General features: G+C 60.0%; 17 protein-coding genes and 2 pseudogenes. 8 read left to right on the top strand and 11 right to left on the bottom strand.

Annotation, left to right across the window (positions count from 1 at the left end):
* Positions 1-29: 29 nt before the first annotated feature.
* From AXW67_RS45135 to AXW67_RS36255, 4 genes and pseudogenes are all read right to left on the bottom strand, one after another.
* A pseudogene (locus AXW67_RS45135) lies at positions 30-604 on the bottom strand (alpha/beta hydrolase fold domain-containing protein).
* Between the two features lie 39 nt (positions 605-643).
* Complete coding sequence (locus AXW67_RS43385) at positions 644-793, bottom strand: hypothetical protein (RefSeq protein ID WP_201723754.1); 150 nt, start codon at positions 791-793, stop codon at positions 644-646.
* Positions 794-953: 160 nt separating this feature from the next.
* On the bottom strand, positions 954-2,054 hold the full coding sequence (locus tag AXW67_RS36260) for an NAD(P)-dependent alcohol dehydrogenase (RefSeq protein WP_063681759.1): 1,101 nt from the start codon (positions 2,052-2,054) through the stop codon (positions 954-956).
* 85 nt (positions 2,055-2,139) lie between these two features.
* Entirely contained in the window at positions 2,140-3,615 is a 1,476-nt protein-coding gene (locus AXW67_RS36255) for a benzaldehyde dehydrogenase (protein WP_063681758.1), read from the bottom strand.
* 326 nt (positions 3,616-3,941) lie between these two features.
* Between AXW67_RS36255 and AXW67_RS36250 the strand changes: the two genes are divergently transcribed.
* Positions 3,942-5,741: a sigma-54-dependent Fis family transcriptional regulator gene (locus AXW67_RS36250; protein WP_063681757.1), complete on the top strand. Its 1,800-nt coding sequence runs from the start codon at positions 3,942-3,944 to the stop codon at positions 5,739-5,741.
* 440 nt (positions 5,742-6,181) lie between these two features.
* On the opposite strand, the gene AXW67_RS44915 is transcribed toward AXW67_RS36250, so the two are convergent.
* Positions 6,182-6,469 carry a Fic family protein gene (locus tag AXW67_RS44915; RefSeq protein WP_347336773.1) on the bottom strand — a complete coding sequence of 96 codons (288 nt, stop codon included), beginning with the start codon at positions 6,467-6,469 and terminating at the stop codon, positions 6,182-6,184.
* 294 nt (positions 6,470-6,763) lie between these two features.
* The gene (locus AXW67_RS43515; protein WP_063681756.1) at positions 6,764-6,970 is read right to left on the bottom strand and encodes a hypothetical protein; all 207 of its coding nucleotides are present in this window, start codon (positions 6,968-6,970) and stop codon (positions 6,764-6,766) included.
* A gap of 463 nt (positions 6,971-7,433) precedes the next feature.
* Between AXW67_RS43515 and AXW67_RS36235 the strand changes: the two genes are divergently transcribed.
* Both AXW67_RS36235 and AXW67_RS36230 read left to right on the top strand, forming a co-directional pair.
* Positions 7,434-7,961, top strand: coding sequence for a hypothetical protein (locus AXW67_RS36235; protein ID WP_063681755.1), 528 nt, complete (start codon positions 7,434-7,436; stop codon positions 7,959-7,961).
* On the top strand, positions 7,933-8,547 hold the full coding sequence (locus AXW67_RS36230) for an AbiU2 domain-containing protein (RefSeq protein WP_063681754.1): 615 nt from the start codon (positions 7,933-7,935) through the stop codon (positions 8,545-8,547). The genes AXW67_RS36235 and AXW67_RS36230 overlap by 29 nt, the downstream gene beginning before the upstream one ends.
* Before the next feature lie 6 nt (positions 8,548-8,553).
* On the opposite strand, the gene AXW67_RS36225 is transcribed toward AXW67_RS36230, so the two are convergent.
* From AXW67_RS36225 to AXW67_RS36215, 3 genes are all read right to left on the bottom strand, one after another.
* Positions 8,554-8,976 carry a hypothetical protein gene (locus AXW67_RS36225; RefSeq protein ID WP_145928104.1) on the bottom strand — a complete coding sequence of 141 codons (423 nt, stop codon included), beginning with the start codon at positions 8,974-8,976 and terminating at the stop codon, positions 8,554-8,556.
* A gap of 27 nt (positions 8,977-9,003) precedes the next feature.
* On the bottom strand, positions 9,004-9,507 hold the full coding sequence (locus tag AXW67_RS36220; protein ID WP_145928103.1) for a hypothetical protein: 504 nt from the start codon (positions 9,505-9,507) through the stop codon (positions 9,004-9,006).
* Between the two features lie 439 nt (positions 9,508-9,946).
* Positions 9,947-10,774, bottom strand: a complete 828-nt coding sequence (locus AXW67_RS36215; protein WP_082908157.1) for a type IV toxin-antitoxin system AbiEi family antitoxin domain-containing protein — start codon at positions 10,772-10,774, stop codon at positions 9,947-9,949.
* A 193-nt stretch (positions 10,775-10,967) separates the two neighbouring features.
* Between AXW67_RS36215 and AXW67_RS36210 the strand changes: the two genes are divergently transcribed.
* The 4 genes from AXW67_RS36210 to AXW67_RS36195 are packed head-to-tail and all read left to right on the top strand — an operon-like array spanning position 10,968 to position 17,769.
* Positions 10,968-12,485 (top strand): Wadjet anti-phage system protein JetA family protein, encoded by a 1,518-nt coding sequence (locus AXW67_RS36210; RefSeq protein WP_145928102.1) that lies wholly within the window; start codon positions 10,968-10,970, stop codon positions 12,483-12,485.
* Positions 12,475-13,113: a DUF4194 domain-containing protein gene (locus AXW67_RS36205; protein WP_063681770.1), complete on the top strand. Its 639-nt coding sequence runs from the start codon at positions 12,475-12,477 to the stop codon at positions 13,111-13,113. Before AXW67_RS36210 ends, AXW67_RS36205 begins: the two co-directional genes overlap by 11 nt.
* Positions 13,110-16,550, top strand: coding sequence for an SbcC/MukB-like Walker B domain-containing protein (locus AXW67_RS36200; protein WP_063681750.1), 3,441 nt, complete (start codon positions 13,110-13,112; stop codon positions 16,548-16,550). The genes AXW67_RS36205 and AXW67_RS36200 overlap by 4 nt, the downstream gene beginning before the upstream one ends.
* A gap of 34 nt (positions 16,551-16,584) precedes the next feature.
* Positions 16,585-17,769 carry a Wadjet anti-phage system protein JetD domain-containing protein gene (locus tag AXW67_RS36195; protein ID WP_245315824.1) on the top strand — a complete coding sequence of 395 codons (1,185 nt, stop codon included), beginning with the start codon at positions 16,585-16,587 and terminating at the stop codon, positions 17,767-17,769.
* A 1,533-nt stretch (positions 17,770-19,302) separates the two neighbouring features.
* Here the strand turns inward: AXW67_RS36195 and AXW67_RS36190 are convergent.
* Positions 19,303-22,158 (bottom strand): TrlF family AAA-like ATPase, encoded by a 2,856-nt coding sequence (locus AXW67_RS36190; RefSeq protein ID WP_161491330.1) that lies wholly within the window; start codon positions 22,156-22,158, stop codon positions 19,303-19,305.
* A gap of 1,036 nt (positions 22,159-23,194) precedes the next feature.
* Between AXW67_RS36190 and AXW67_RS36185 the strand changes: the two are divergent.
* Positions 23,195-23,635: pseudogene (locus tag AXW67_RS36185) on the top strand (3-methyl-2-oxobutanoate hydroxymethyltransferase); the annotation flags it as partial.
* 63 nt (positions 23,636-23,698) lie between these two features.
* Here the strand turns inward: AXW67_RS36185 and AXW67_RS36180 are convergent.
* Positions 23,699-25,291 (bottom strand): ISL3 family transposase, encoded by a 1,593-nt coding sequence (locus AXW67_RS36180; protein ID WP_082908118.1) that lies wholly within the window; start codon positions 25,289-25,291, stop codon positions 23,699-23,701.
* Positions 25,292-25,386 lie beyond the last annotated feature (95 nt).

Raw genomic sequence — 25,386 nt, 5'->3', positions numbered from 1 at the left:
CGCCGCGCTGGCTGTCGTTCTCTACGCCTTCAGATGCGCTCGCGCGAAGCTCGCTGCCTCCTCGATCGAGGCCATGCCCTCGTCGAGCATCGCCAGGAATGGCACATCCCGTCCCAGACCTTGAGCTCTGCCACGCCACCGGCCTCGCGCAGCCTCCTGGCAATCGTGATGCTGTCGTCGCGCAGCAATTCCCAGGCGCCGACATGGATGAGCGCCGGTGGAAGCTGGGTGAGGTCGCTGTCGAACGGCGTCGCCAGCGGTGATCGCGGGTCGCCTTGCCGACATACACATTGGTGCAGAGCCCCATCAATTGCGGGGTCAGCAACGGCGCATCGGTGATCGTGCGATAGGATTCGCTCGTGCCGGTGAAGTCGAGCGCCGGCGACATCAGCACCAGGGCGCCAGGGCGAGGCAAGCCCGCATCGCGGGCCCGTACGGCGGTCGCGAGCGCAAGATTGCCCCCGGCGGAATCACCGGTCAGCGCGATGGCAGACGCGGCATAGCCACGGTCCAGCGCCCATTTGTAGATGCTGAACGCATCATCATGCGCGCCCGGCGCGGGATGTTCCGGCGCCAGCCGATAATCGGCGGCGAGCACGCCCATGCCTGACGCCCGCGCGAGATTCGCGGCCACTACGCGGTGCTAGCGCGAAGAGCCGAAGAAGAAACCGCCGCCATGGAAGTAGATGATCAGGCGCTTGTCGTCCGCACCAGCATAGCGGATCAGGTCGCCGCCCACGGGGCCCGCCTCCACGCGCTCGATCATGATCCCCTCGGGAATCGGCGTCTGCATTGATCGCCTCGAACCAGCCGCGCATCTCGGGCGGGCCGGCATTTTCGGGCGGCGGAAATTCGGCGCTGATCTCGAGAATGGCTGCGGGCTGTTCCTTGCACATGTCACTCCTTTCGCCGGCGGGGCCGCTCGTTTGCGATGGCAATTGGATTTGCTAGGCTCAGCTCATCCGCACGATCGGCTTGATGACCTCGCCGGTTTCGGAGGCGTGGATCGCCTGGTTGATCTCGTCGAGCGTGTAGAACTTCACCAGCTTGTCGAATGGGAAGCGCCCCTGCCGATAAAGGTCGATCAGCATCGGGATGAACGTGTCCGGGGTGGACTCGCCTTCGACGATGCCGATGAGGCGACGGCCGCCACTCATGAAGTGAGTTTCGTTGAGAACGATCTCGGCATCGGGGCCCGAGGCGCCCAGGATGCCGCAGGCGCCACGCGGACCGAGGCTCTCCACCGCGCTGCGGATCACGGCTGGAAGGCCGGTCGTATCGAGCGCAAAGTTCAGCCCGCTGCCGGTGATGCGCATGATCTCCTCGACCGGATTGACCTTGGTCGGATCGATCGTGTGGGTGGCGCCGAGCGCCTTGGCGACGCTCAGCCGCGACGGCTTGGTATCGACGGCGATGATCGTCGTCGCGCCCACGACGACCGCTGCCATCAAGGCCGACAGGCCGACCGAGCCGGTGCCGAACACAGCCAAGGACTTTCCGGGTGAAACGCGCAGCGCGTTCATCACGGCGCCGGCGCCGGTCTGCACGCCGCAGGCCAGGGGGCCCAGCAGCTCAAGGGGCACATCGCTTGGCACCTTCACGACATTGGCTTCGTGACACAGCGCGTGAGTTGCGAAGGACGACTGGCCGAAAAAGTTGCCGTTGACGCGCTCGCCGTCCTTGGAAAGGCCGCTGGTGCCGTCGACCCGCGTCGCGAAGAAATTGCGCGGGAAGAATTCGTGGCAGTAAGTGGTCGCATGGTCGCGGCAGCTCGGGCAGGTGCCGCAGGAATTGAACGTCATCACCACGTGATCACCGGGTGTCACCTTTGTGATGGCAGCGCCGACGGCCTCGACGACGCCGGCACCTTCATGGCCGAGCACGACCGGCAGCGGCGTCGGCAGCATGCCATCGCGGACGACGAGGTCGGTGTGGCAGACGCCGGTCGCTGCGACTTTCACGAGGATTTCGTCAGCGCGGGGATTTTCGAGATCGATGCTTTCGAGGCTGAGCGGCGCGCCCTTGTCGCGGGCGATGGCGGCACGGATCTTCATGATGGGATCTCCGGTCGGAAATGTTGCGATGGAATTGGGAGAGCACAGCATCCGGCGCAGCGCACGCCGGATGCTGTGCGCAGGATCAGAACGGGTAGGGCGTTGCCTGCGGCTTCTCGGAGGTCCACACCCACTGTGTGAACTCCTCCCAGATGGCAGGGCCGCTGATGCGGCTGCCATTGCCGGAGCGGCCGCGGCCGCCGAACGGTGCGAACGGGCCGCCATTTACCGTCTGGTCGTTGATGTGGAGCTGGCCCACGTTCAAACGCTCGCCGACGGCGCGGGCGCGCGCCAGCGAGCCGGAGATAACGCCTGCGGCGAGCCCATAGTCCAAGCGATTGGCGAGCTCGACCGCCTCATCATCGGTCTCGAAGCTGACGAGGCAGGCAACGGGGCCAAAAATCTCCTCCCCGAAGGCGAGCATGCCGGGCTTCACATCGGCAAGCACGGTCGCCTGATAATAGCGCCCGTCATGGCCGCCGCCGGCGAGCAGCCGCGCACCCGTGGCGACGGCGTCATCGACGATGGACTGGATCTTTGCGACCTGCGCATCGCTGATGATCGGTCCGAGCGCGACGCGGCCGGTCGAGGGATCGCCGGCCGGCAGATGACGCGCCTTCTCTGCGATGCGATTGGCTAAACCTTCGGCGATGCTCTTCTGCACCAGCACGAGACCGGTCGACATGCAGATCTGCCCCTGATGCAGGAATGAACCCCAGGCGGCGTTGGACGCCGCGATGTCGAGATCGGCATCGTCGAGCACGATCAGTGAATTCTTCCCGCCGAGCTCGAGCTGGACCTTCTTGAGATGGCGGCCGGCGACCTCGCCGACCTTGCTGCCGCCGGCGGCCGAGCCGGTGAACGAGATCATCGCGATGTTGGGATCCGCGCACATGGCTTCGCCTGCGTCCGCGCCACCGGGCACGACCTGGAGCACGCCGCTTGGCAGCCCGGCATCCTCGAAGATGCGCGCGATGATGATGCCGCCCGATACTGAGGTGCGCGGATCCGGCTTGTGCACGACCGCATTGCCGACCGCGAGTGCGGCGGCGATGGCGCGGATCGAGAGCACCAGCGGGAAGTTGAACGGCGAGATCACGCCGACGACGCCGTGCGGCACGCGTTTGGCGGTGTTCGACCGGCCCGCCTCCATCGACGGCAACAGGATTCCGTTCGGCTCGAGCGCAACGGCGGCGGCATGACGCAAGAAGCCGGCGCCATGTTCGATCTCGATCGCGGCCTTCGGCTGGATCGAGCCACTCTCGCGCATGATCCAGCCGATCAGCTCCTCGGCATTGCGCTCGAGCAGGTCGGCCGCCTTGTTCAGGATTGCAGCGCGTTCGAGCGGCAGCCTGGCTGCCCAGGCCGGCTGGGCGAGGCGCGCCTGCTGCGCCGCCTCCGCAATATCGGTCGCATTGCCGATGCCGACCGAGCCGAGCACGGCGCACGTCGCGGGATTGTTGACGTCAGTCACGCCGCCGCAGGTAGCCGACCAGTCGCCGAGGAATGCCTTGCCCTGCCATTGCTCGACAGCAATGAAGTTGTGAGCCTGTGTGTTCACCGAACAATCCTCCCTTGTCCCCGCGCCAAAGCGGGCTCTCGTTGCAGGACCGCGAGGCGATGCCTGCGGGGTTGAGGGAGCGAAACAGGTCACAAGTAGGCGCCGGCCCTCCTGTTTTCGTTTTCCTCCCGTTGGCCGAGGGAATAGCAAGGCCGGTGCCACGTCAGGTTCCGAGTTGCAGCGGCGTTCCGGATTAGCAAAATAGTTGAATTATTTCATATGGATGGACTCGGCGTCGAAGAGACATGGTCCGTTCGAAATATCACGCCAGCACCAAATATCTTTATGAAATCATGAAATTCCTCTAAGTTCGATTTCATTATTTGATGAAATTGGAAAGCGCCGGCATGCCCGACGAGGAATTCCTGATTTCGCTCGCCGAGGCCTCGCGCCGCTCGGCGCAAATCCTCAGCCGGGGTGCGAGCAGCGAGCTTCACACCAGTGCGCCGCCGACCTTTGATGATCTCGCGGAGTCCCTGCATTTTGCGCTCGGCGATGGCCGCATCTGGCTCAACGACCAGCGCATGGTGTTGATGCAATCGCAGGTGCTGGGGCGGCTGCGTGCCGAAATCATCGACGCCTTCGGCATGGAGACCGCCAAGGCGATCTTCATGCGCGTCGGCTACATGCAAGGCGCGCGCGATGCCGCGCTGATCCAGAAGCGCTTTCCGCACGAGGATCTGACCCACGCGTTGGCCGCCGGACCGCGGGTGCACACGCTGGAGGGCTTCGTCAAGGTCACCACACGGCACTTCGAGTTCGACCGCGACAAGGGCACCTATTTCGGCGAGTTCTACTGGGACGATTCATCGGAAGCCGCCGAGCATGTCTCGAGCTATGGACTTGCCAACGAGCCGGTGTGCTGGCTCCAGATCGGCTATCCCTCCGGCTACACCACAAAACTGTTCGGCTCGCCCGTGATCTTCCGCGAGATCGAATGCGCCGGCATGGGCGCGCCGCGCTGCGTGATCATCGGTCAGCATGCCGATGCCTGGGGCGACGACGCGCCGGAGCGGCAGTATTTTGGCTTGGAATGGAAGAGCCGTCCGCTTCACGCGGCGGCCAAGATCCCCATTGCCGAACAGGAAACGCCGGCCGAGGTCGATGCAAAGGGCGACGTCGCGGTCGGCGTCTCCGCGGCCTTCGTTCGCACGCGGCGTCAGCTCGAGCGTGTCGCGGCGACTGATGCGACCGTGCTGTTCGTCGGCGAGTCCGGCGTCGGCAAGGAGCTGTTCTCCAGCCAGTTGCATGCGATGAGCCGACGCAATGCCAGTCCGTTCGTTGCGATCAACTGCGCCGCGATCCCGGAGCAGCTCGTCGAGTCCGAACTGTTCGGCGTCGAGAAAGGCGCATTTACTGGCGCCATTGCCTCGCGCGCGGGCTATTTCGAGCGCGCCTCGGGCGGCACGCTATTCCTGGACGAAATCGCCTCGCTGACCTACTCGGCGCAGGGCAAGGTGTTGCGCGCGCTTCAGGAGCGGAAGATCGAGCGGGTCGGCGGCACAAAGACCATCTCGCTCGATGTCCGCGTGGTCGCAGCGTCTAATGTCGATCTCACGGCAGAAGTTGCGGCCGGCCGCTTCCGGCAGGATCTCTATTTCCGCCTCTGCGTCTTTCCGATCGTTATCCCGCCGCTTCGCGAGCGGCGCGACGACATTCCGCTGCTGATGGCGCATTTCCTCAATCTCTACAGCGCGCGGCACGGCCGGCGTCTCACCGGCTTCAGCCGGCGCGCGACGGACGCGCTGTTCAAGTACAGCTATCCCGGCAACATCCGCGAATTGCAGAACCTGATCGAGCGCGGGGTGGTCTATGCCGACGAGGGTGGCGTGATCGACGTCGGCCATCTCTTCAGCGGTTCGGAGCTTCTGCCGCCATTCTCCATCCAGCTCACCAGCGAAGGCCGGCTCGGACGGATGCCGCTTCACACAGATGGTGTGCCGCCGACGGAGGCACCGCCTGCGTTGTCACCCGACCACGGCGCCTCGTTTGCGGATGTGGAGCGCGCCACTTACGAGACGGCTTTGGCGCGGGCCGGCGGCAACGTCTCAGCCGCCGCGCGGGCGCTTCGGATCAGTCGGGCGCAACTCGACTACCGGCTTCGGCGGCTCGGTCTCCAGCGATAGGCAGCGTTTTGTCGGCCTCGCAAGTTGGTTCTTCCGTCTTCAGCCGGCGATTTGCCTTGCGGTATCCCCAGGCATCTGGTCCATCCGTTCAACAATGGGCATACGCCGCGTATCGTAATGACGAAAGAATTGGTCTCCACCGGTGCCGACAGTCTACATAGATTCGGTCGGCGGAACACGTGTAGTGCTGCGCCATTTTGCCAGTCGTCCAGCCGAAGATCGCCATCAACTGACGTTCGCTCCCCGCGGCGAGCAGGCCGAAGCGCTCGTAACCGTTGCGTCGGTCGAGCAGGGCCGCCGTCTCGGATGTGATTCGTGCCGCAATCAGCGAGCACATAGAAAGGCGGCGCAAGGACCCCGCCTTTCAGGAGGACCTGAAAGTACGGCTCGCGCGCGCGTCGGTTACTGGGGCCCGGCAGGCTGGCACCGAGTAGGGCGGATCACAGAAGCTTCTGCAACTCGATCCTGAGCGGACCGTTATCGCCAAGGAAACTCGCGATCATCGCGGGCATGAACGTTTTGGCGTTGACTCGATCAAGGTTGAGTGGATGCCCGACATGGCGACTGAGAAGATGCATAAGGGCCAGCTGGGATCTGCCGTTTCCCTCGCGAAACGGATGAATGGCATTGAGTTCAGCTAAGAAATCGGCGGCTGCTCCCAAGAAGTCTGCGACTCCCGTGCCAGGCTTTAACGCCGGAAGCTCAAGCTTCTTGAACAGCTCATTCATGCTTGAGGCGATGTGCTCGGGGTAGCAGAACCAGTTGCCCCCCCTTTGCTGTACGGACGGTCCGGTACTTCCCGGCCCAGGTGTAAACGTCCTGGAACAGATGATGATGGATGCTTCTATAATGCCGTGGCGTAAAGCGCCCCTCAGGTAGAGGCTCTCGCGATCTCAATGCCATCATTTCGAGCTCGAACGCTTCCAGGGTTTTCGCATCCCTGAGGCGGGCCCGGTTCTTGAGGACAGATGTGCCCTTATAGCAGTAGGGATCGTCAAAGACGTCATAACCACTCAAGAGCGCTAGCGGCCCTTCGGCTGGACGTATGCCCTCAAAACCTCAGCCCTCTTTTGGGCGGGCGTCAGTTTCGATTTATTGAGAGCCGACAGACGCTCCTTAGAAGCCTTGCCGAGCTTCAGCCCTTCGACAGCCGAGATGGCCGCAAAAGTCCTGTCTCCCAAGATACGGGAGGAAGAATTGATGCCGGAGCCTTTGCGCTTGTTGGTCATGAGTGAACTATAACACGGATTCTAGTGGGTGGCGAACACGAACTTTCATATACATTGCCAGGTATTATCACCGTCTTAGCGATTCATATGTGGTCGTAAAGGCGCCGAGAGCCAGGGGCAAGTGATGGCTCAGAGGTACAAGCTCCGTCTAGAACTCATTCTGGCTCCGCTTTGGGGGCAAAATCTCCGCTCCAATGTGGTCGGCCTGGGGCCCGGTCGCTGGCTAAAGCAAGGGCGATCCGATCTGCCCTGGGGAAATGTGCCATCGGTGGCGGGACGGATCGCCTGCAAGGCCACGAAAATTGGAAGTACGTCGAAAAGCCTCGCAGCGGCGTTGCCTCTCTGGTTGGTATCGACGTGATCTGTACCGTCTGCCACTCGGTTCAGCATTGGGGGCGTATACGGCAGCTCTTGGCGATAGGCGTTATGTCGCCGACCGGAGCGACGGTTGATTCGCCACCTCATGAAGATCAACAAGTGCACCCGTGCTGCATTCGAGCGGCGTGTCGTGCGCTCCTTCAGAATTTGGTGTTTGCGCAGCAAGAAGAAATGGAAAATCGATTGGGGCCAATTCAAGCCGTTGATCATCGAAGCCAAGGTAGTGCGAGATCTTCACCGCCGGCGACGCGAGGCCGCCGCCGAACGCCGTGCCGGCCAAGCGACCAGCACGAACGAAAGATTTGTGCCATGGGAAGCGCCGGTGAAATTGCAGTCTGAGGAAACCGCCAATGCAAGAATGAACAACATGTTTGAAACCTGGGACGTCAATAAACGCATCGCCGAAGCCAAACGCCTAACCGAGTGGTTGGTCGAGTATGCCCACTACTTGCTCTATCTCCGCGAGAACAACGCGATCGTGGTCTATTCCGATGCGCTCTCAAAGCAGATACCACGGTCCTATGCTGCAAATGCATTCAATGCCTTCCGCGAGGCAATGCACCAAATCGAGATGGTGCGGCTCATTGCCTTCTGGGGACCAGCCCCACGTTGATAATGAAACCATCCTGAGCGTTGTCGAGCTCGTCGACGATGACAAGGTTATCAACGCCTTGGCCGATGCAGCGCGGGCCATGTACGGCAGCGCGCCGGAGCCGATGGATCCCAACGCAACCGCTGAAGAGCGAGAGATCGCAGCGCGAATGCTCAAGGAGTACAATGCTGCGCGAGGAGAGGAGCACGCGACCGAGGTTGTCGAAGGTCTCCGCAAAGCGATCGCGGAAGCACGTGCGGTCAAATCATCGCCGCAACTAAAGTCGTTCCGCAATCTGCGCAATAAGCGCGTTGCCCACTATCTCACCCAAACCAATGCGGAAAAGAACGGAGAAATCATCGCACCGATGAAGGTCGGTGACGAGAAGCCTGTGCTTGAGGCCTCGCTCAGGATTATTGAGCTGTTGTATTGCTGGGTGAACGGCGTGGGGATTTCGTTCGAACAATCACAAAAGATCAACAAGAAATGGGCGGAGGAGCTTTGGAATGGCTGCAAATTCGATATAGTGGACCGCTCGAAGCCGCCTGCGACAAGGTCATCGCGTGCTCTGAAAGAGCTGAGTTCGAATGGCTGCCAGCATAATTGAGCACTGCTATCTGGCAGTGGTCGGCTTCTTGGCTGTCGGATATCGTGGTTCGATGATGGGCCTCGGCATATGTCCTTGCGCCACTGCCCAATCGCTGAACTCGTTGAACTCTCTGCACGACGCCTCGTAAGCGGCGACGAACTTCTGAATCGCTCTCGCGATAATGAGAACCGCCTCAAATTCTGAGATGGTCGCCTTGTCGGGGCCAGACGGGTGTTTGAGCCAATTGATGAAAAGGTTGAAGTCTTCCTGAGGTCTCAATCGCCGCAGCAGCCGAAAGAGATATTCAACCGTCGACTCAGGCAATTGGCCTTCGCCCGCAGCAGCAAGGGTAATCGCACACTCGAGCTGACCTTTATACAGGTGTTCGATCGCAGCCTTGATTTGCCGCATCGCTGATAGCCGCTTCGTGGTCTCCACATCTGCCACCGTTCGCTCCGCAGCAAAAGGCCTAAGTCAGGCGGCCCGAAGACGGAAACCGCCACGTCGCCACCAGACGAACAGCAACGCCAGCAGCCCGATCGCGACCCCCCCGATTATCATCCAAATTCCCAAGCTTCGGCCGTTTGGCACGGCGACAAATTCGCAGTGATAGTTGTAAGTGACGTGACCCCAGAAGTCCTTGTGATTTGTTTCCGAGCCCCGCCAGGTGATAGTGAAATCCGGGTTTTGCGCCCGGTAGGCGGCGGCTCTCGGTTCACAATACTCACCTTGGTTATGGCCGCCATCCGTGGTGCCGGAGTCGAAGGGGATCAACGAAAGGGTGCTGGATGCACACCACGGAAGCGATGGAAACGATTTGCAAGGTGCGTAAGCAGCGTCGCCGAATTTGCCGAGCGCGAGCAGGAGCGCGCTAACCGCCCCTATCAGCGTCGTAGTAATGCCGAGCCATCTAACGACGGCGGTCACCCAATCTGGTGTGGGATCGGGTTTCGGCTTAGGCCTCGGCTTCCTTGGCATGATCACTTCCCCGCTGATCTTAGCCTATGGGCGCCAACCGACCATTGCAACCAAGGCGCGCACGCAAAATGGCCAAGCCGGCGCCGATCATCGAAGAGCCTGTTCGGGGCCCGCGCTGCCCCAACCAGCGCTGTGACAACACTAGCTATGGCCGTCGTTGCGAGAGCTACTTCCCCCGAAAGTTTGGCGCCACCCGGCCGGTAACGTCGGGGTGAATAGGCCCGCAGCGCGTGCCGGCAAGGGCATCCACGCGCATCCCAGGGGGAGACCCTCGCTCGGAGCCTCCCTGTGCCCCCTGCGGATGCGACGGCATTGCGCATAGGAACCATCCTAGCGCATAGTCGAGCTCGATCGTTTCATCAGGAATGCGGCGTCCGCCGAGTCTCTTCAGGAGGTCGTTCGAAATCAACGATAGTTCTCGGTGGGCGATCATTTGCGTTCAGCTCCCTCGTTGCGCTTCAAGCTCCTCCCGACTGACGTTGAGTCTCAACCGCCATTTCGCACTATGAGGACCGTCGGCCGGAAGCGACGGATCCAACGGATGGTAAGTCGCGGAGAGCTTCTCGGTCAGTCTTGCGCGGTCATCTTCGGTTCCTATTTGGCAGGAGTCCAGCAGGTAGCCTAAACGTCGGATCACGGCGCCGACGTTCAGCCGAAGTGCGTAGTCAACGAGTGTTTGTGTTCGCACGCGATCGCGCACTATCCACGTTCCGACGTCTGCTTCGGCGTACCCTCCGCATAGGTCGGGCCGGCGGAGGCAGTCGATAATGGTCCGTTCTACGTCGCTGACCTGAACCGAAACTCCTGGATCGACCCAATGCTTTTCGATTCCGAAGACTTGGGACTCGCGGATATTGACGATTCTGATTTCCGTGCCCTGGACGTTGATGGTGCGGGAGGGGGAACCAACGGCTGAGACGGTCACCACAATTCGTGGCTGTAGCGTCATTCCATGAATGGCAAGTGCGGTGCCATGGGAAAGGTAGTGCAAGCGCTCCCCAGGTAGGTGGTCCGCAACGACAAGGGGATCGCCAGCGTAGACAGTTTCGCTACCTAGCTCCGCAGGCACGAGGGTGTACAAACCCCTCTGGAGACGAGTGACGATACCTCGTTGCTGCGCCTTTCCGAGCATGTTCGAGACCACGTTCTTCGGCGATTGCAGAATTCGCGCAGCATCCTTGAGCGTGAAGATCGATTTCCGTTCGTCATGCAGTGTTTGCACCAGCTTGGCGGATTGAGATCCTAGGGTCTTCATAATAATAACCAAATTATCATCCCGTCGAGATGATAATATATATAGAAATATAAACCGTCAAAGGGGATAGCGGTTCCAGCGTTGTTCCCAAAGGGGGGAATCCCGCGGGTGGACAACCGCAGCTTGTCGCCTTAGCATGAACGGAAAGGGAACGGGTTCGGAAGGATAGCCTACCGGAAAAGGCGACTTCCGGGGGGAGTGAGCCTTGTTATTCAGGTACCTCAATGACGATGCGTTTCTGGCGTTTTCGCGAGAGCACAAGCATCTTTACTCCCTCATCTTGCTGGACCTGTACGAGCGCTTCTTTTCGGGCGCTCCCGCTTACCCAACCCCGCAGGAAGTCACGCACGCCATCTACGATGTGATGCGGGCCAATCCGTCGCTCTGGAGCGAGAATGACGATTTCGGCGAGCAACTGCCGGAGATCGTTTCAGCTGGGCGCCGGCGCATAAAGCGCTCCGCCAAGATCAAGACAGAGACTGCGGACCGGGCACTCCTCATCGCCCGGCAGCTTTACCAACGACTGATCACTTGGGGCTGGCTGGAAGAGGAGGAATACGGCCTGCGCGTAACCGTCGACATGTCGATGGGACCGCTCTTGGTGATCCAGAGGTTGGCCAGTCTGAACAAGGACGTTTCTCAACGGTTCGGTGGGCTCATCGTCACCGTCCGGGTGAACCTCGAAGCCGTCGAGAAACTCAATCCTCAAGTAGTCGACCGGAAACAACGGGAAGTCGCACTGGCGCTCCGGGAAGCTCGCAACCAGGTCGACCAGTTCACCAAAAGCCTTCGGGCCATATTGTCTGATCTCAAGAGGATCCGTCGTACGGTCATGGAATCGAAGACGGTCGGCGATCGGCTCGAAGCGTTTTTCGAGGAATTCGTTGAGCAACTCCTGTTGCGCGACTTCGAGGCGATCCTGACATTCAATCATCCGTATCGTTTCAGGGATACCATCGTCGATCTTGCGAGGAAGATCGCCCATACGCCCTCAACCATGCAGGTCTTGTCGGAAGAGTATGTATCCGCCAGCATCTCTCCATCCATGTCCGAAGCGATCCTCGACGTCGAAGGTGACCTCTTGGCGATTGAGAGTACATTCGGCCATATCGGCGAAATGTTCGAACGGATCGAGGTCTTCCGTCGCCAACTGGAAGCGCGCGTCCGGAACACCATAAAGTATGCCGAGCGTGGCACCCATGGATTGGTGGGCCGAGCGGGCGACCTGGTTCGTCGGCTCGACGGCCTCATTGCCCACGGTCGCCATCCGAACGCGACAATTGAGTGGAGTCTCGAACAACTCCGATCCCCCTGGTCGGAATTCCACCATGCGCCGAGCCGCGAGCCACGTAAGCCCATCGAATTGCGGCCCCTGGGCGATTGGCCCAGCGATCCGCTCTACGAGATCCGCAAGAAACTACGTTCGCTGTATATCAACCGCATCTCACCCGGCCCCGAGGATGTCCGCCGCTTCCTCGAAACCCAGGTGCCTGCCGCGGGCACCAGAGAAGCCCGTTTCATGACGCTGAGGACGGTGGACGATTTCTTGGCTTTTGACGCTGCGCGAAGGTATGCATTGACCAATGAAATTCCCCCCGAGTTAGGCGTTCACTTCGAGCTCGAGTTAGCTTCCGATCTTCCTCCACACGACAGCGAGTGGCTACGCTGCGCCAACTTCATCGTCAGGCGCCATGCTGCCACGAGACGCCAGCATGCTCAGTGAATTCGAAGCCATCGAGCGGACCCTCGGCACGGAAAAGGCGGCTGATCTCAGGAAGGCGGTGCACTTCCTCCTGAGGCGCCAGTTCGTCTTTGCCGGCGATCCAAGGACGGGCACGATCTACAACGCGATCATGGATGGTCGGTTGAGATCGGTCATCGACGAGTTCTTCGACAGTTGCGGGTACCGCGTGCATCGGGACACCGAAGCGCAATGGGCCGGAATCACAGCTCTGGGTGACGATGTGCCGCTGCCCCGCATGAAGCTTGATGAGACCATCGTCATCCTGGTGCTGGCCGCCCACTGGCAGGACGAGGTGAACGTTGGCGCCGTCGAAGACCGGGCCATAGTCGTCACGACGTTGAATAGTTTGTTCGACCGCTACAAGGACATGGTTCAGCCCAACGCTTCGAGCTCGATTTCGCTTTCGCGGTTCCGAGAGATTCTGAAGGAAGCCTCTCAGCGCAGCTTGGTGGATCTCGGCGAGTTCGACGGCGACGCGCAGGACATCGAAGTTGCAATACGCCCCATGATCAAGCTGATCAGCGGATCGGACGCCTTGCAGCGAATCGAGCGTTACGTTCGATCGCAAGAAAGCGCTCCACAGTCGATGGACGGAGACGACTCATGATGGAGTTGCGTCACGTGGCCATGGTCCAATGGCACCTCTTCGATAGCCAAGACATCGATCTGGCAGGACACACCGGCGTGTTTGGTGAGAACCGTTCCGGAAAATCAACTATACTCGACATGGCTCAGGTCGTCCTGACTGGCGGAAACCGGAACGTCCAGCGCCTGAATGCGGTAGCGAGTGACAAAGGAAAGAGCCGTAGCGCCTCCAAGCGAACCGTCGTGGACTACTGTCTCGGCGCGTTAGGGGAGGATGAGCGTAAGCGGGACCAAGCTCGAACCTACATTTGCCTGGGATTTGTGGACACCGAGGGAAAACGCTCTCCGGTGTCGATCGGCATGGCGATCGAGGCACGGCGATCCGAGACGAATGAGACCGTTCTCGGTCGCTTCGTGGTATCCGGCAAGATACTGACGACCGACGATTTCGTCGAGGTTCGAGATGGCAAGCGGTTCCCGGCCGACTGGGACAATGTGCGTAGTCGGATCGTGTCGGCAGTAGGACAGGAGAACTTCGTCAACCACCGCGACAAGGCGATCGACTATGTTCGGGAATACATGCGTAAGTTGGTTCCGCATGCCTCCGTGGTGGGTGAGCAGAACGCGAATTCGCTCCAAAAGGCCGTCGTCAACGCGATGACGCTCGATCACGATCAGACGGCGACCGAATTTGTACGCAACTACATCCTCGAAAAGAACAACATGAAGGTGGGAGAGCTCCGGGAATCGATCCGCACCTATCGCAACATCAACGACACGATCCGGACGATGCGCGAAAAGCTGGAAGCCCTGGTCGGATTGCGAGGAATCCTCGGGGAGCTAGCCGAGTCCCATGAGCGAAAGGCCCGTGAGCAATGGATATCGAAGCGCGCCGATTGGTTCGCGGCACGCGGCGCCTATGCGAACGAGCTGGCTAAATTCAACGAGGAATCGGCGAAACGTGATGCCGCCAAATCGGAAATGGACTTCCTCGGTGAGGAGTTGAAGGGGATCGATGCGGAAATTAGAAGGTTGGACATCGCGATCTCCGAGCATGATGCGAAGACCGGACGTGCGACGCTCGATCAGTCGTTGACGTCGGCTACGCAGGCCATCAACCGCGCTGCCATCGAGTTCGAGCGCAGGCTCGACGCCGTCCGGTCCCTGCAGGCGCTGAGTGCGATGAAGGGCTTTGGGTTTGACGAGTTCATTCCGTTGATTTCCGGGCTGACGCGTGCGGCAAAGGACGCCTCCGTTGAGCGACCTGTGAATCTCCTGTTGGATGCAGAATCCCGGTTGCTCGCTTCCGATCGGACGTCGCTGCAAAGGGTCGATCAGGCTCGCAGGGATCTCATACGCAAGGTCGAGGAGGAGAGGGCACGACTGCGCTCCCTCGAGGAGCGTCTTCGGCTGCACTCGAGCGGCGAAGGCTCGGTTCATTTGAGCGACGACACCAGGAATTTGTGCCGCAAGCTCCGACTGGCGGGAATGTCGCCACGCGTCCTCTGCGATTTGGTCGAACTGTCGGACGTCGCTTGGACGGCGGCGGCAGAAGGTCTCTTGGGGCGCGATCGAGAGGCTGTCTTCGTCGATCGTCCCGATATTGCTCGCGCCACCGCGCTGTTCAAGGACGGGCGGCGGGAATTCCGCCGTGCATCGCTCGTGAGCTTGAACAAGCTGGACCCCAACGGTCCCGGTCCTCGGCCGGGTTCGTTCCCGACACTTTTCAAATCCGACGACCACGATGCCATTGCCTTCATCATCAGGCGGCACGGAACGGTTCGGTTGGCCGAGACGATCGCTCAGTTCAACGAGCCAGGCCGGGCTCTCATGAAGGATGGCCTTTACGATGACGGGTTGGTACGCACCCACCGGGCCGCCGAGCCGTCGGATTTCAAGATCGGAAAAGCAGCGCAGATTCAGGCTTTTCACGACCTGAAGGAACAAGCCGAGCAGCTTTTGGAGGATTGCGCCCGGTCGGACGCCGCGGCGAGGCTTGCCGATACCGCGCACGTGCAGCTGGGGCGGATCTTCGACGACAAGCAGCCTTCATTCAAAGGCATCGTCGAAGAATACCGAAAGTCGACGCTCGAACGTCGGGAGGTCGAGCAGCGCATCGCTGCGTTGGACGGCGCCGGCGATGGCGGTCTGAGGAAGAAAAGGCAAGCTCAGCTTGATCTCAAACGCCGCCGCTTAGAAGAGCGAACGACGCAGGAGAGAGAGTACCTAAAACATACAAGGGCGGCCGATATCGCAAACCACACGATCGAATCCGGCAACAGTACCTCAGGCTCAAAGCTCGGCATGAAGGTCGCTTGGTCCTTGTACGGGCAGTACCGCGTGCTCTATGACCGCAATTCCGGACGAAGCTCTTATCGGGCCCGCTTCGAGGCCCTCTCCGCGAAGCTCATCTTGGACCGCCATCGAGCCATCGCCATCGAGGCTGCGAAGGCGGCAAGCCGGGCAGATGAGGATCGCATCGGGATCGAACGGCGCGTCCGGCAAGCTTTGGGGCACTACTTCGATAAATTTGGCGTCGTTTCCACGGTCGGGACCGAAAGCGAGCCTCTGCGCGAGGTCAAGCCTTGGGTGGAGTTGTTGATCCAGGAGATGGAGGAGAACGAGCTGAGGCGCTACGAGCGCCAGGCGCGCGAAGCTGCGGACAAGGCGGCGACGCTGCTGCGCGGCGAGTTCATCAATGCTTTGACCTCAAGGATCAGCAAGATGGAGCGCGAGCTCTCAGCGATGAATCACGGCCTGACCGATCATCCGTTCCACAACGAACGATATTCGTTCCATCATACCCGTCTGGTCGAGTTTCAGCCTATCTTGAAGATCGTCGAGATCAGCAAAACGTCTCCGGAAGCGCTCGACATGCTTTTCAAGGGTGACGAGGTGCCGGAAGAATTTCCGCACCGGGACACGCTGCGGGAAATCGAAGCATTGCTGGAAGATCCCGACAAGGACTTCAGCGTCTTCGAGGACTATCGCAACTTCTTTACGTTCGAAATCCATATGGAAGATATCGTGTCCGGCCGGACGACGAGATGGGAGACGCGCCGCGGGACCGGCTCGGGAGCCGAGCAGCAGGTGCCGATCTACGTGGCGATCGGAGCGTCGCTTGCCTCGGTCTATGGAAGCGGGAGGTCAGGGGCCGGTCGGCCTTCGGGCATGTCGGTGGCGATTTTCGACGAAGCCTTCTCCAAGATGGATGGGAAAAACCAGCGGCAGATGATGAGCTTCTACAAGAAGCTCGGGCTACAGATCGTCATCGCTGCTCCGAACGAGAAGCGCGTCGCGGTTCTCGAGCACATCGATACGGTGGTCGAGGTGGATCGCATCGGCGAAAGTGCACGGGCGACCGTCGTCGAGCTCAAGGAACGGGCTCGAAAGGAGCTTCGGGCCATGGACCCCGATCTGATGTCCGACGACGAACTCAAGAAGATGGCTGCGGAGTAGGATGCCCAGGCGGTTCACCGACGCGCGCGCGCTGATGGCCGATCTTCTCGACCGTCACGAGGGGGGAGCGGGACGGCCGATCGGCTATCCCGACTATGGCAGCTTCGTCGACGTCGTGCAGATGGACAAGTTTACGAAGGAGCTTTGCGAGGCGGAGGAGCAGGGGGCTGTCAAGATCACGCGGGATCGGGGCCTCAAAAGCGATCAGATCAAGCATGTCAGGCTGGAAGAGCCCGCTCTGCTGTACGCGATGCTCAAGCGTCGACCGGTCGGTGAGCTAACCGACGAGGCGGCCGAGCGTTTGTTGCAAGGACTGGAGCTGCCAGTCCAGTTCGAAGGATCGCTGGCGACCCTTCGGGCCGCATGGTCTCGCGGTCGAGAGTGGCAAGGGTTCTCGCTCGGTGATGTCGATCGCCTCAGGCCGGCCTTCGTTATGGCCAAGGCGATCTTGGAATATCGTCATGCGGGTCTCGACTATCGTACTTTTTCCCGACGGTTTTCCGGGGACAGCAAAGCACTGGAGCGACTGGAAGGACCGGTGGTCAGGATTTTGAGCGCAGCCTTGGAGCTTCCTCCGACCGCTCGCCCGAGGGATGCGTTACGAACGCTGGGTCTCGAGAAGTTCGCTCCACCGATGTTGCTGTCGGGACGGTTGGATTTCGACACGGCCGAGCTGTCAGCCGCCGCTCCCCTCTATTTCGGTATTCCTCCAGCAGAGGCTACGCGACTGAGAGTTCGTGGGCAGCCCCGATACGTCCTGACAATCGAAAATTTTGCCAGCTTCCACCGTCACGTTTCCGAGGCGGATCCGCAGCGTTCCGGAGTAACCATCTATGTCGGAGGATACCCGTCCTTGGCGACGCAGGGCGCCTTGAAGGCGCTTGCCGCCTCACTGCCCGCGGATGTCCCCTTCTTCCATTGGTCCGACATCGATCCGGACGGCGTCTGGATATTCCGCACGATCGAGAGCTCGCTTGCGAGAGAACTGCGGCCCCATCTGATGTCTGTGGCGATCGCCAAAAAGCTGGGGAAGCCGCCAGCTGAGCGGGTTAGACTGCCTTCGGACGTCGGTTCGTCGGCTATCTCCGATCTCGCCGGATATCTTCGGCACCCTAGCGCCAATTGGCTGGAGCAGGAGGAGCTCGATCCGACGCCGCCAGAAGTCCAAGATGTGCAGGGCCAGGAGGAGGACATCAATGTTGTCGGACGCCAGGATTAGAGCGCATCTGCTTTCGGCGTTTCACCGGCTGCGGCACAGCAATGACGGCTGGGTGCCTACCTCCGAAATGAACCTCGGAGGTCTTGAGCCCGTCAATCTCGATCGCATCGGACCGTTTGCGAGCAACTTGAAGAGGCTGGCCTCATCAAATTCAAGCCGCTATCTCGCAGCTCAGTTGGCGGTATCGTCGGTGTGTCGAAGATAACCGGACACGGCTCGGATGTCGTCGAAGGGCTCGTCCGAGCCAGGATAGCGCTCGACTTCGAAAAACCACCGGTTTCTGCAGCTCGCGCGGCTGAGTTGGTTTCGGTCGTTCTGGCCGGAAACCCGGTGTCTGTCGCGCCTAAATCAGGTCCGAAAATTGCGCGTGATTATGGAGGAAATCAGCCGGCATGCAGTTCGTTCGCTCCTAACGCACGATTGAAGAATTTCTTCGTTCGTTCGTTGCCGTACGCTCGAACCGCACGATGTAAACGCCGTCGATCCGTCGACGCCGCCCGTTGCTTTACGCGCTCCAGAACCTCTTCCTTGGCTTCGGCGAGTTGATCGAGGTTGTTGACGAGATCAACAAGCAGGAATTCCGGAGTCAGTGACTTCGGAAAGCGCGGCTTCAGGGCCGACCGCGCTGACTTTAAAGCTCATGATCTTCCTCGTCTGACACGGTCCGGATTGAACATCATCCGGCTACGGTTGCGAGACCATCACGGCGGCTATCCACATGCGGACATGGTCGAGCTGCTGTTGTCCCCGCAAAACACCCCGTGGATTCGTCGCTTGTTAGTGTACCGAAATTCGCGAGGAAGAACAAAAAGTGATCAAACAGGCGTTGGGCTGCGCCAATAAAAGCGGCAAATCCGACTGGGAGGAAAGAAGCTAATGTTTTGTTTCTGTTCGAGAATTAGCCGAAAAAGCAAGCCGAAAGCGGATTCTCTAGCTTGAAGCGAAGGCCCATATCAAAGTTCAGGAGATGATCGACCGCGGTGAGGGGCCGGGCAACGTTCTCACAACCGAATTTATTCTCTGGCTGCATCGCGAATTCCATAGCCGCGTGCCTGAACAGATGTGATGGGTTGAAAACCCACAGACCAAGAAGGCGCGCGAGGCCGCAGCGGCCGAACTGCGAACAACGGTGCGCGAAGTCGACGTCGCCGAAAAAGTCTGCTCTGACCTTGAACTGCCGGAAAATATCCCTTGGTGAGGCTCTGGAGGAGGTTCTTTTTGGCTTTGAAAGGCGTGCGGAAATCCGCCGGGCCTCCGAAGGGAGGCACCAAGGTCCAGATCGGCGGCTTATGGGATTCCATCAGACGACGCTCGGCGGCTGCGCTTCCTCGTCGTCGACCGGCCCGATTTCAGGCAAGTGGCCGAATTCGCACGGAAGCAGCGGCGCTCGTTGTGGGCGCACAGGCTTGGTCGGTCGGAGTTCAGCTGATCTTTGTGATAAGCAATTAGAGTCCGACGGAGCATTCTGATTTCGACCCCGCCTCTCAAGCCACTAGCTCGAGGTGAGAGGAACGAGTTGAAGAGTTTGCGACGTCACACCTGCAAGTCAAATCGGTACTTGCGGCTGCGCAGATCAAAGGCTTCACGTCCTCCCTCCATGATTGAAGTAATGGTGGCGCTCACAGCGGGCGTTTCGATGGCGCCATCGCAATCAAGCTGAATGCGAGGCGAGTTGTTGTTCGGGTTCGAGGACGGTTCTGGTGACTTCAGGGCGACGATCTTGTCGGCATCCCCATTGACGACAATGTTGGCATTATGCGTCGTAAAGATGAGCTGCCGGGTAGACTTAGAGGTCCGCAACAGCTCCACGATGCGCATGATCACCCGATTGTCCAGATCGTCTTCCGGCTGGTCGATGATCAGTGTTCCAGCCGATTGTTTGAGCAGTAATTCGAGCAACGCGGACGCCTGTTGACCCGGCGACGCCATTTTGAAATCGATTGCCCTTCCGTCATCAATGTATGACATGATGATCGAATCGTCCGGAACTGCCGCCACAATGCCAGCGATCGTGGTGTCCGTGAGGTTCTGATAGATCTTCTTACGCTGCCGCTCGGTTAGCTGCCTGGCGCCATGGAAGAGGATGGTTTGGAGCGAGCTGAGAATACCATCGCTCGCATCGGGCGGTGAACCGGCCATGATCTTTGCCTCATAGAGCCCAACAAACTGCTGCCGCAGCTTGGCCCACCCCTCCACCTCGTCGGCTGCAAGTGTTCTGCTGACCCAGTCCGTGCAACTCTCTTCGACCGATTGGGTATGCGACGCCTCAAACAGCTTGTACAGCGCGGCCAAATACTGCGCCGGTCGCCGATCCCGGCGAGCGCGCGCCTTCAGCATGTTGCTTGACTTGCCGGCGACGGCGTCTGCCGCGGACTTCAGGATATCGCGCCGCTCTCCCACGAGACGGTCTAATTGTGCGACCGCATCTTCGTAATCCTTTTCGGCATTCGCTTTAACAAGCTCCGCGCTCCGGGCACGCGCTTGCGCGGCTTCGGCCGTCTGCCGTTCGCCATTCAATCGGGCGACCTCGTCTATCAGGTTGCTGTGCTTGCCCTGTTCCTCAACCGCCGCCGCGTAGGCTATGTCGAAAGCCGCTCGCTTGGCCTCGAAACTCTCCCCGGCTTCACGTTGCTTGGTCGCCAGAACGTCGAGGGCAGCCTTCGCAGCATCGAACGAGCTTTTAATCGCGGACTTTGCATCAGAAAGAGCCTGCTGCAGGCTTGCAGCCTCCTCAAAGTCACCTGCGCCCTCGTAGGCTGACAACTCGACCGTAAGCGCGGCGCTTTCCAGCCGGTCTAGCTCGACCTTAGCGTCTCTCGCCTGGTCGCCCACTGTACGAATGTAATCATTCGTCCGACCGTACTTGGGACCATCCTCGATTGTCTTGAGGGCCTCGGGGGAGAGACCCTCCTCCTCGAGCCGCTTGGTCAGCGCAGCGATGCGCTGTCTGAGATCCTCCACTTTTTCGGTTGTTTGCCTGAGATCAACCCGAGACTGCCACAGCGCTGCCAAGTTGATCAGGGCGGTACCGACGCTGCGCTGGCCGTTCTCGATGGCTCTCTTGATGTCTCGCTCGCGATCTACTTCCTCCGCCGCGGCAATGCCTGTGATTTGTTCGGATGCCGTGGCTGGGTTGTTCATGGTGCTCGACAGGCCTTTCTGTCGGAAGGCTCTTCCTCGAAAGCGCTCCCGGGCAATTTTAGTCGTCACCTCAATAGTCCGGCCGGCTGCGCTGACGATAATAACCTCACTATTCGCCAAAACCCGCCGCCAAGTCTCTCTTACCCCCTCACGCTCGAGCACGACTTCGACATAACCGTCTGGTGCCAACGTCTCGCTGATGAGTCTGGCTTCACGGTCAAATTCAGGATCGACTTTGGTGGCGCCGAAGTCCTTGTCGGTCCGTCCAAGGCCAAAGCGAAGATATTCCAGAAGAGCGCTCTTTCCCGAGCCGCGCCCGCCGATGATCGCGTTGAAGCCGTCATTGAACGTAATCCTCACCGGCGCGGGCCCAGTGAGGGTGCTCTTCACGCACAACTCCACCAGATATTCCGTCGGGGACGTCGGCGCCTCGAAGGCAATCCGAGCCTCATCGGCCAAGAGCGCCTGGCGGAACGCCTCGATCGAGTGTTCGCCAAGTTTGATCCAGCAGTCATGAACACCCAATCGGCTCCAATCGGCGTTTCGATTGTCGCCGGTCGCCAGGATGGCTCGGCGCCGCTTGCCCCAATCCCCAATTGTTCCGCGAACCTTTTCCAAAGTCGCTGCATCTAGCGACGTATACGGCCGTTCTATATAAACGCCGTCGATCGGAAGATTTGCAAATCGGGGGTGATGTCCGGCCGCATTGAGACTCTTGTGGTCTTCCTCCTTGCTAAAGTGTGGCAGAATTACACTGGCATCGCGCAGGTGGTGCTCGCCTTGGACAGCTTGAACGAATTCGGCCACCGTCTTTCTGGCAGGCATGATCGCGCAGGTTTTCGCCTCGGACGAGGACGCAGCAAGTATGTTTCCGGCTGCGCCGATTACGAGCTTTTGCGTCTCGACGTCCATAGCCGGATCGAAGATCACGATGCATTGCGCGTTATCTGAACACGTGATTTCGACCGCGGGAAACACGCGCACGGCCGAACCGCGACGCTGCGCTGCCTCAAGGACGTAGGTGGACAGGCAAATGTCGTGGTGATCCGAAACAGCGATAGCCTTCAATTTCGCAGCCTCGGCTGCGGCGATGAAACTATCGGCCCACTGACGGCGTGCCAGCTCGGCAGCTTCGTTCCCGCCAGGTAGACCGGGTGAACCAGCCCAGTGTAGATCGCGAGGCGTATGACATTGAAAGTCGCATTTGTGCCACGTCGTGCCTGGATGAAGCCCAGCCTCAAAGGCCATTCTGTGTCCCCCTCTGCGCGGTACACCTCCCGGGATTGTGACGCCACGCATCTCTACGGCTCTCAAGTAGAAGCACGACTGACGTCGGCAGCTCCTTGCCATCCTTGCCTGCGCCCAAACGGGCAGACTAAAAGCCGCCCGGTCGGCTACGGGTGCTGCAAACGATAATCGCCAAACGCCAGCCACGCGTCCGATGCGTCCACGCGGTAAAGCACGGGCGTCCGGCACCAGAACATCGGTCATTGAGCGGCGCTATAGGAATACTATAGTTGAATACGGATCGGAAGTTAGCCTCAACGCGGCAGATTTGTGCGCAGAAAGTGCGTTGTCAGCAAGAGTTTTGAAGAGAAACTGCGCTCGATCAGGCAGGAGCGCAACGTGGTGCAGGACGAGCCATCGAGGCGCCCATGGGAAGCCCGGCACTCTGTCCGGATGTCTCAGAAGGGGAGCACCGGATGCCCCGGTGTGTTTGGCTGCTTTCACCACTTGCCCAGCCGGCGGCATGGAATGGCATCAAGGACGGCTCCGACAATTTCACTTTCGCAAATGAACTCAGGTCGAAACTGTTATCCGCACGGTGCGGATGCACTCAAGAGCGGCGCAGGCGATGGGGCCCCGAGAATATAAAATGATATGACTTTTGCTGACGATGATTGACGTGCCGTCACGCTGAAAAATCTACCGTGGACCTCGTATGCGTACGATCCCCCCGTCGTCTTGAGGCCTGGGTCGCCGCCGATCTAGGGACCGGAAAGTTGGGCTGCACCTCCGTGGACCACGGGGTTGAAGCCGAAGCCTCATCACAGCGGAACCTCTGCACGGCTGTTCGATGGATTCTGACGCGTGGCGCATAGCCGAAGCTGCCTAGGCTGAGAGGAAGCTCTCATCCAATGATTGCGCGATCATTCGACATTTTGGTGTACTCGTCCTTGACTGGGGGCACGCAAAATTGCTCTTTGCCTCGCGATGACACTCACCTCGCGCTCTGTAGGAGACCATGATTCCTACGAGTGCAGTCGACGGATCAGATCTACCGATGAGCCACATTTCGAAGTCGCCTATCGAGCGCGTCGCGATTCCAGTGCTGCAAAGGTGGAAGGAGGAGGGACGTCGTATCGCGATGACCACCGCTTACGACGCCGTGTCGGCCCGCATCGCCGATCCGATCGTCGACATCCTCCTGGTTGGCGACAGTGTCGGCAATGTCTGCCTCGGGTTCGACAACACACTGCCTGTTAGCTTAGCGATGATGAATCACCATCTCGAAGCCGTTGCGCGCACAAAGCCGCACGCACTGCTCGTAGCCGACATGCCGTTTCTCAGCTTTCACATCAGTGCAGAGGAAACGATACGGAACGCCGGTGGATTCTTGCAGCGTGGTGCCGATGCCGTCAAACTCGAAGGCGGGGCTAAGCGCGCCGACATGGTGCGCGCCTTGGTCGATTGCGAGATTCCCGTCATGGGTCATATCGGTCTGGGTTCTTCCGCATATTTGGTGCAGGTCTCCTCTTCGCGTTTCATCGTGAGCGATTGTGCGTTGTCAGGCGGTGGCCAGTAGCCTGTTTCGGAGCAGTGCATATCCTGAACGGCCATACATCTGGCGCTTGATCGTCTTGAGGCGGTTGATCTGTCCTTCGACGGGGCTGGTGCTCCAGGGTTGGGTGATGGCTGCCCGAACAGCCGCGATGTCGCGGCCGATGCCTTCTGCAAGCGAAGCCAGTTCGCTGCTCGAAGCATCCTCGATCCATTGCTCGAGATTCGTATCATCATGCCCCCGTATCAAGGCCGCAAGACGTCGAGCAAGCTCACCGGCGTTGGAAAGCTCCGGCGCAACCTGATGGAGATGGTGAAGGAACCGCTCGGTCTGCTGATCGAGCGATCGAGACTCTTTGCTCAGGAGCCGTGCACAGTTGCGGCGCGAGGGCGGTCGCCATCGCACATTTGGCGCGGACGTCGGTGAGCCTTGCTGGCGGGCAGCAGTCCATCGGTAGATGGTCGTTTTGCTGCCTTCAAAACCGCGGCGCTTGATTTCGGTCCACAATTCCAGCGCGCGGCGTTCACCTTCCTCCCAGCGCTTTTCCAAATAATCTCGGAAAGGATCAACGAGGACGGAGCGCGCGGGTGGCCGCCGGTGCTCAGGCTCACCGCCCGCAGCAAGCCAGCGCTCGACCGTCCTCACGCTCATGCCGATCCGCGGCGCGATCCCGCGCGGCGACAGGCCGTCGGCGCGCAAGTCGAGGATTTCAGCATAGAGTGAACGGCGATGGTTGCGCCGCGCGCGGCGCAGCTGATCAAGCTTTGTAGAAGGCTCTATTGGTGGTTCGAGCTTGGTTTGATCTTCGACCATATCCGCAATCGTGGCCTTTCCAGCGATACCGATCGCCTTGCGATGACGGCAAACAGCCAAATGCAGCGCTTCACCCAGGTTTTGGAGAAGATGAAAACGGTCGGCGACCTGCGTCGCCTCGGGGGCACCACGACGGGCGCCCTCAGAATAAATGCCGGCACGATCGCGCGCGATCACTTCGATGCCGGGATGGCGTCCCAGCCAGGACGCGACCGCATTGGCATTCCGATTCGGCAAAAGATCGATAACGCGATTGCGCTCCAGATCGCAGATGATGGTGCCGTAGCGTTGCCCCTTGCGCCAGGCCCAGTCATCGATGCCGATCACACGCGGCGGCTCTAGCGGCTTGAATTCGGCTGCGCGGATCATCCGTAGCAGCGTGTCTCCGCTGGTCGGCATGCCAAGTCTGTGCGACAGACGTGCGCCCGGCTCGCCGCCGACCGCGAAACCGATCGCCAGTTGCCTGTCGCGGAGACGGGACGTTCGTCTCGCTTTCGGTCGCGCGGTTTCCGGCAACCGCTCAGTAAATATCTGGCGCGGGCACTGCGAATTCGCGCATCGAAAGCGTCGCGCGTTAAGCCGGATCTCGACAATCCGCTCTTGCCACGGCAGATCGGTTAAGCGTCGCACGTAATGGCTGTGGACGCGGCCGGTCTGGCAGCCGCAACCGGGACAGAACGAGACCGCTGACTTCGTCCGAGCCACGAGCATCACCTTGTCGCCCTGGGGAAGGATCTGGACAATCGAAAGCTCGGGGGAGACCAGCGAGCACAAGGAATGGAACAAGGGCGAATCACGGACGTCGACTGCGATTCTGACCTTATGGCCTTATTCGCGCCTTCCGTGAATCCGCCAACTTGCATCAAATATGCGGAAGAACC

It is taken from the genome of Bradyrhizobium neotropicale (genome assembly GCF_001641695.1).
In the GTDB taxonomy this organism is placed as follows: Bacteria; Pseudomonadota; Alphaproteobacteria; order Rhizobiales; family Xanthobacteraceae; genus Bradyrhizobium; species Bradyrhizobium neotropicale.
Note: the sequence above shows the minus strand (reverse complement) of the source record. Positions and strands in the feature narration are given on the sequence as shown.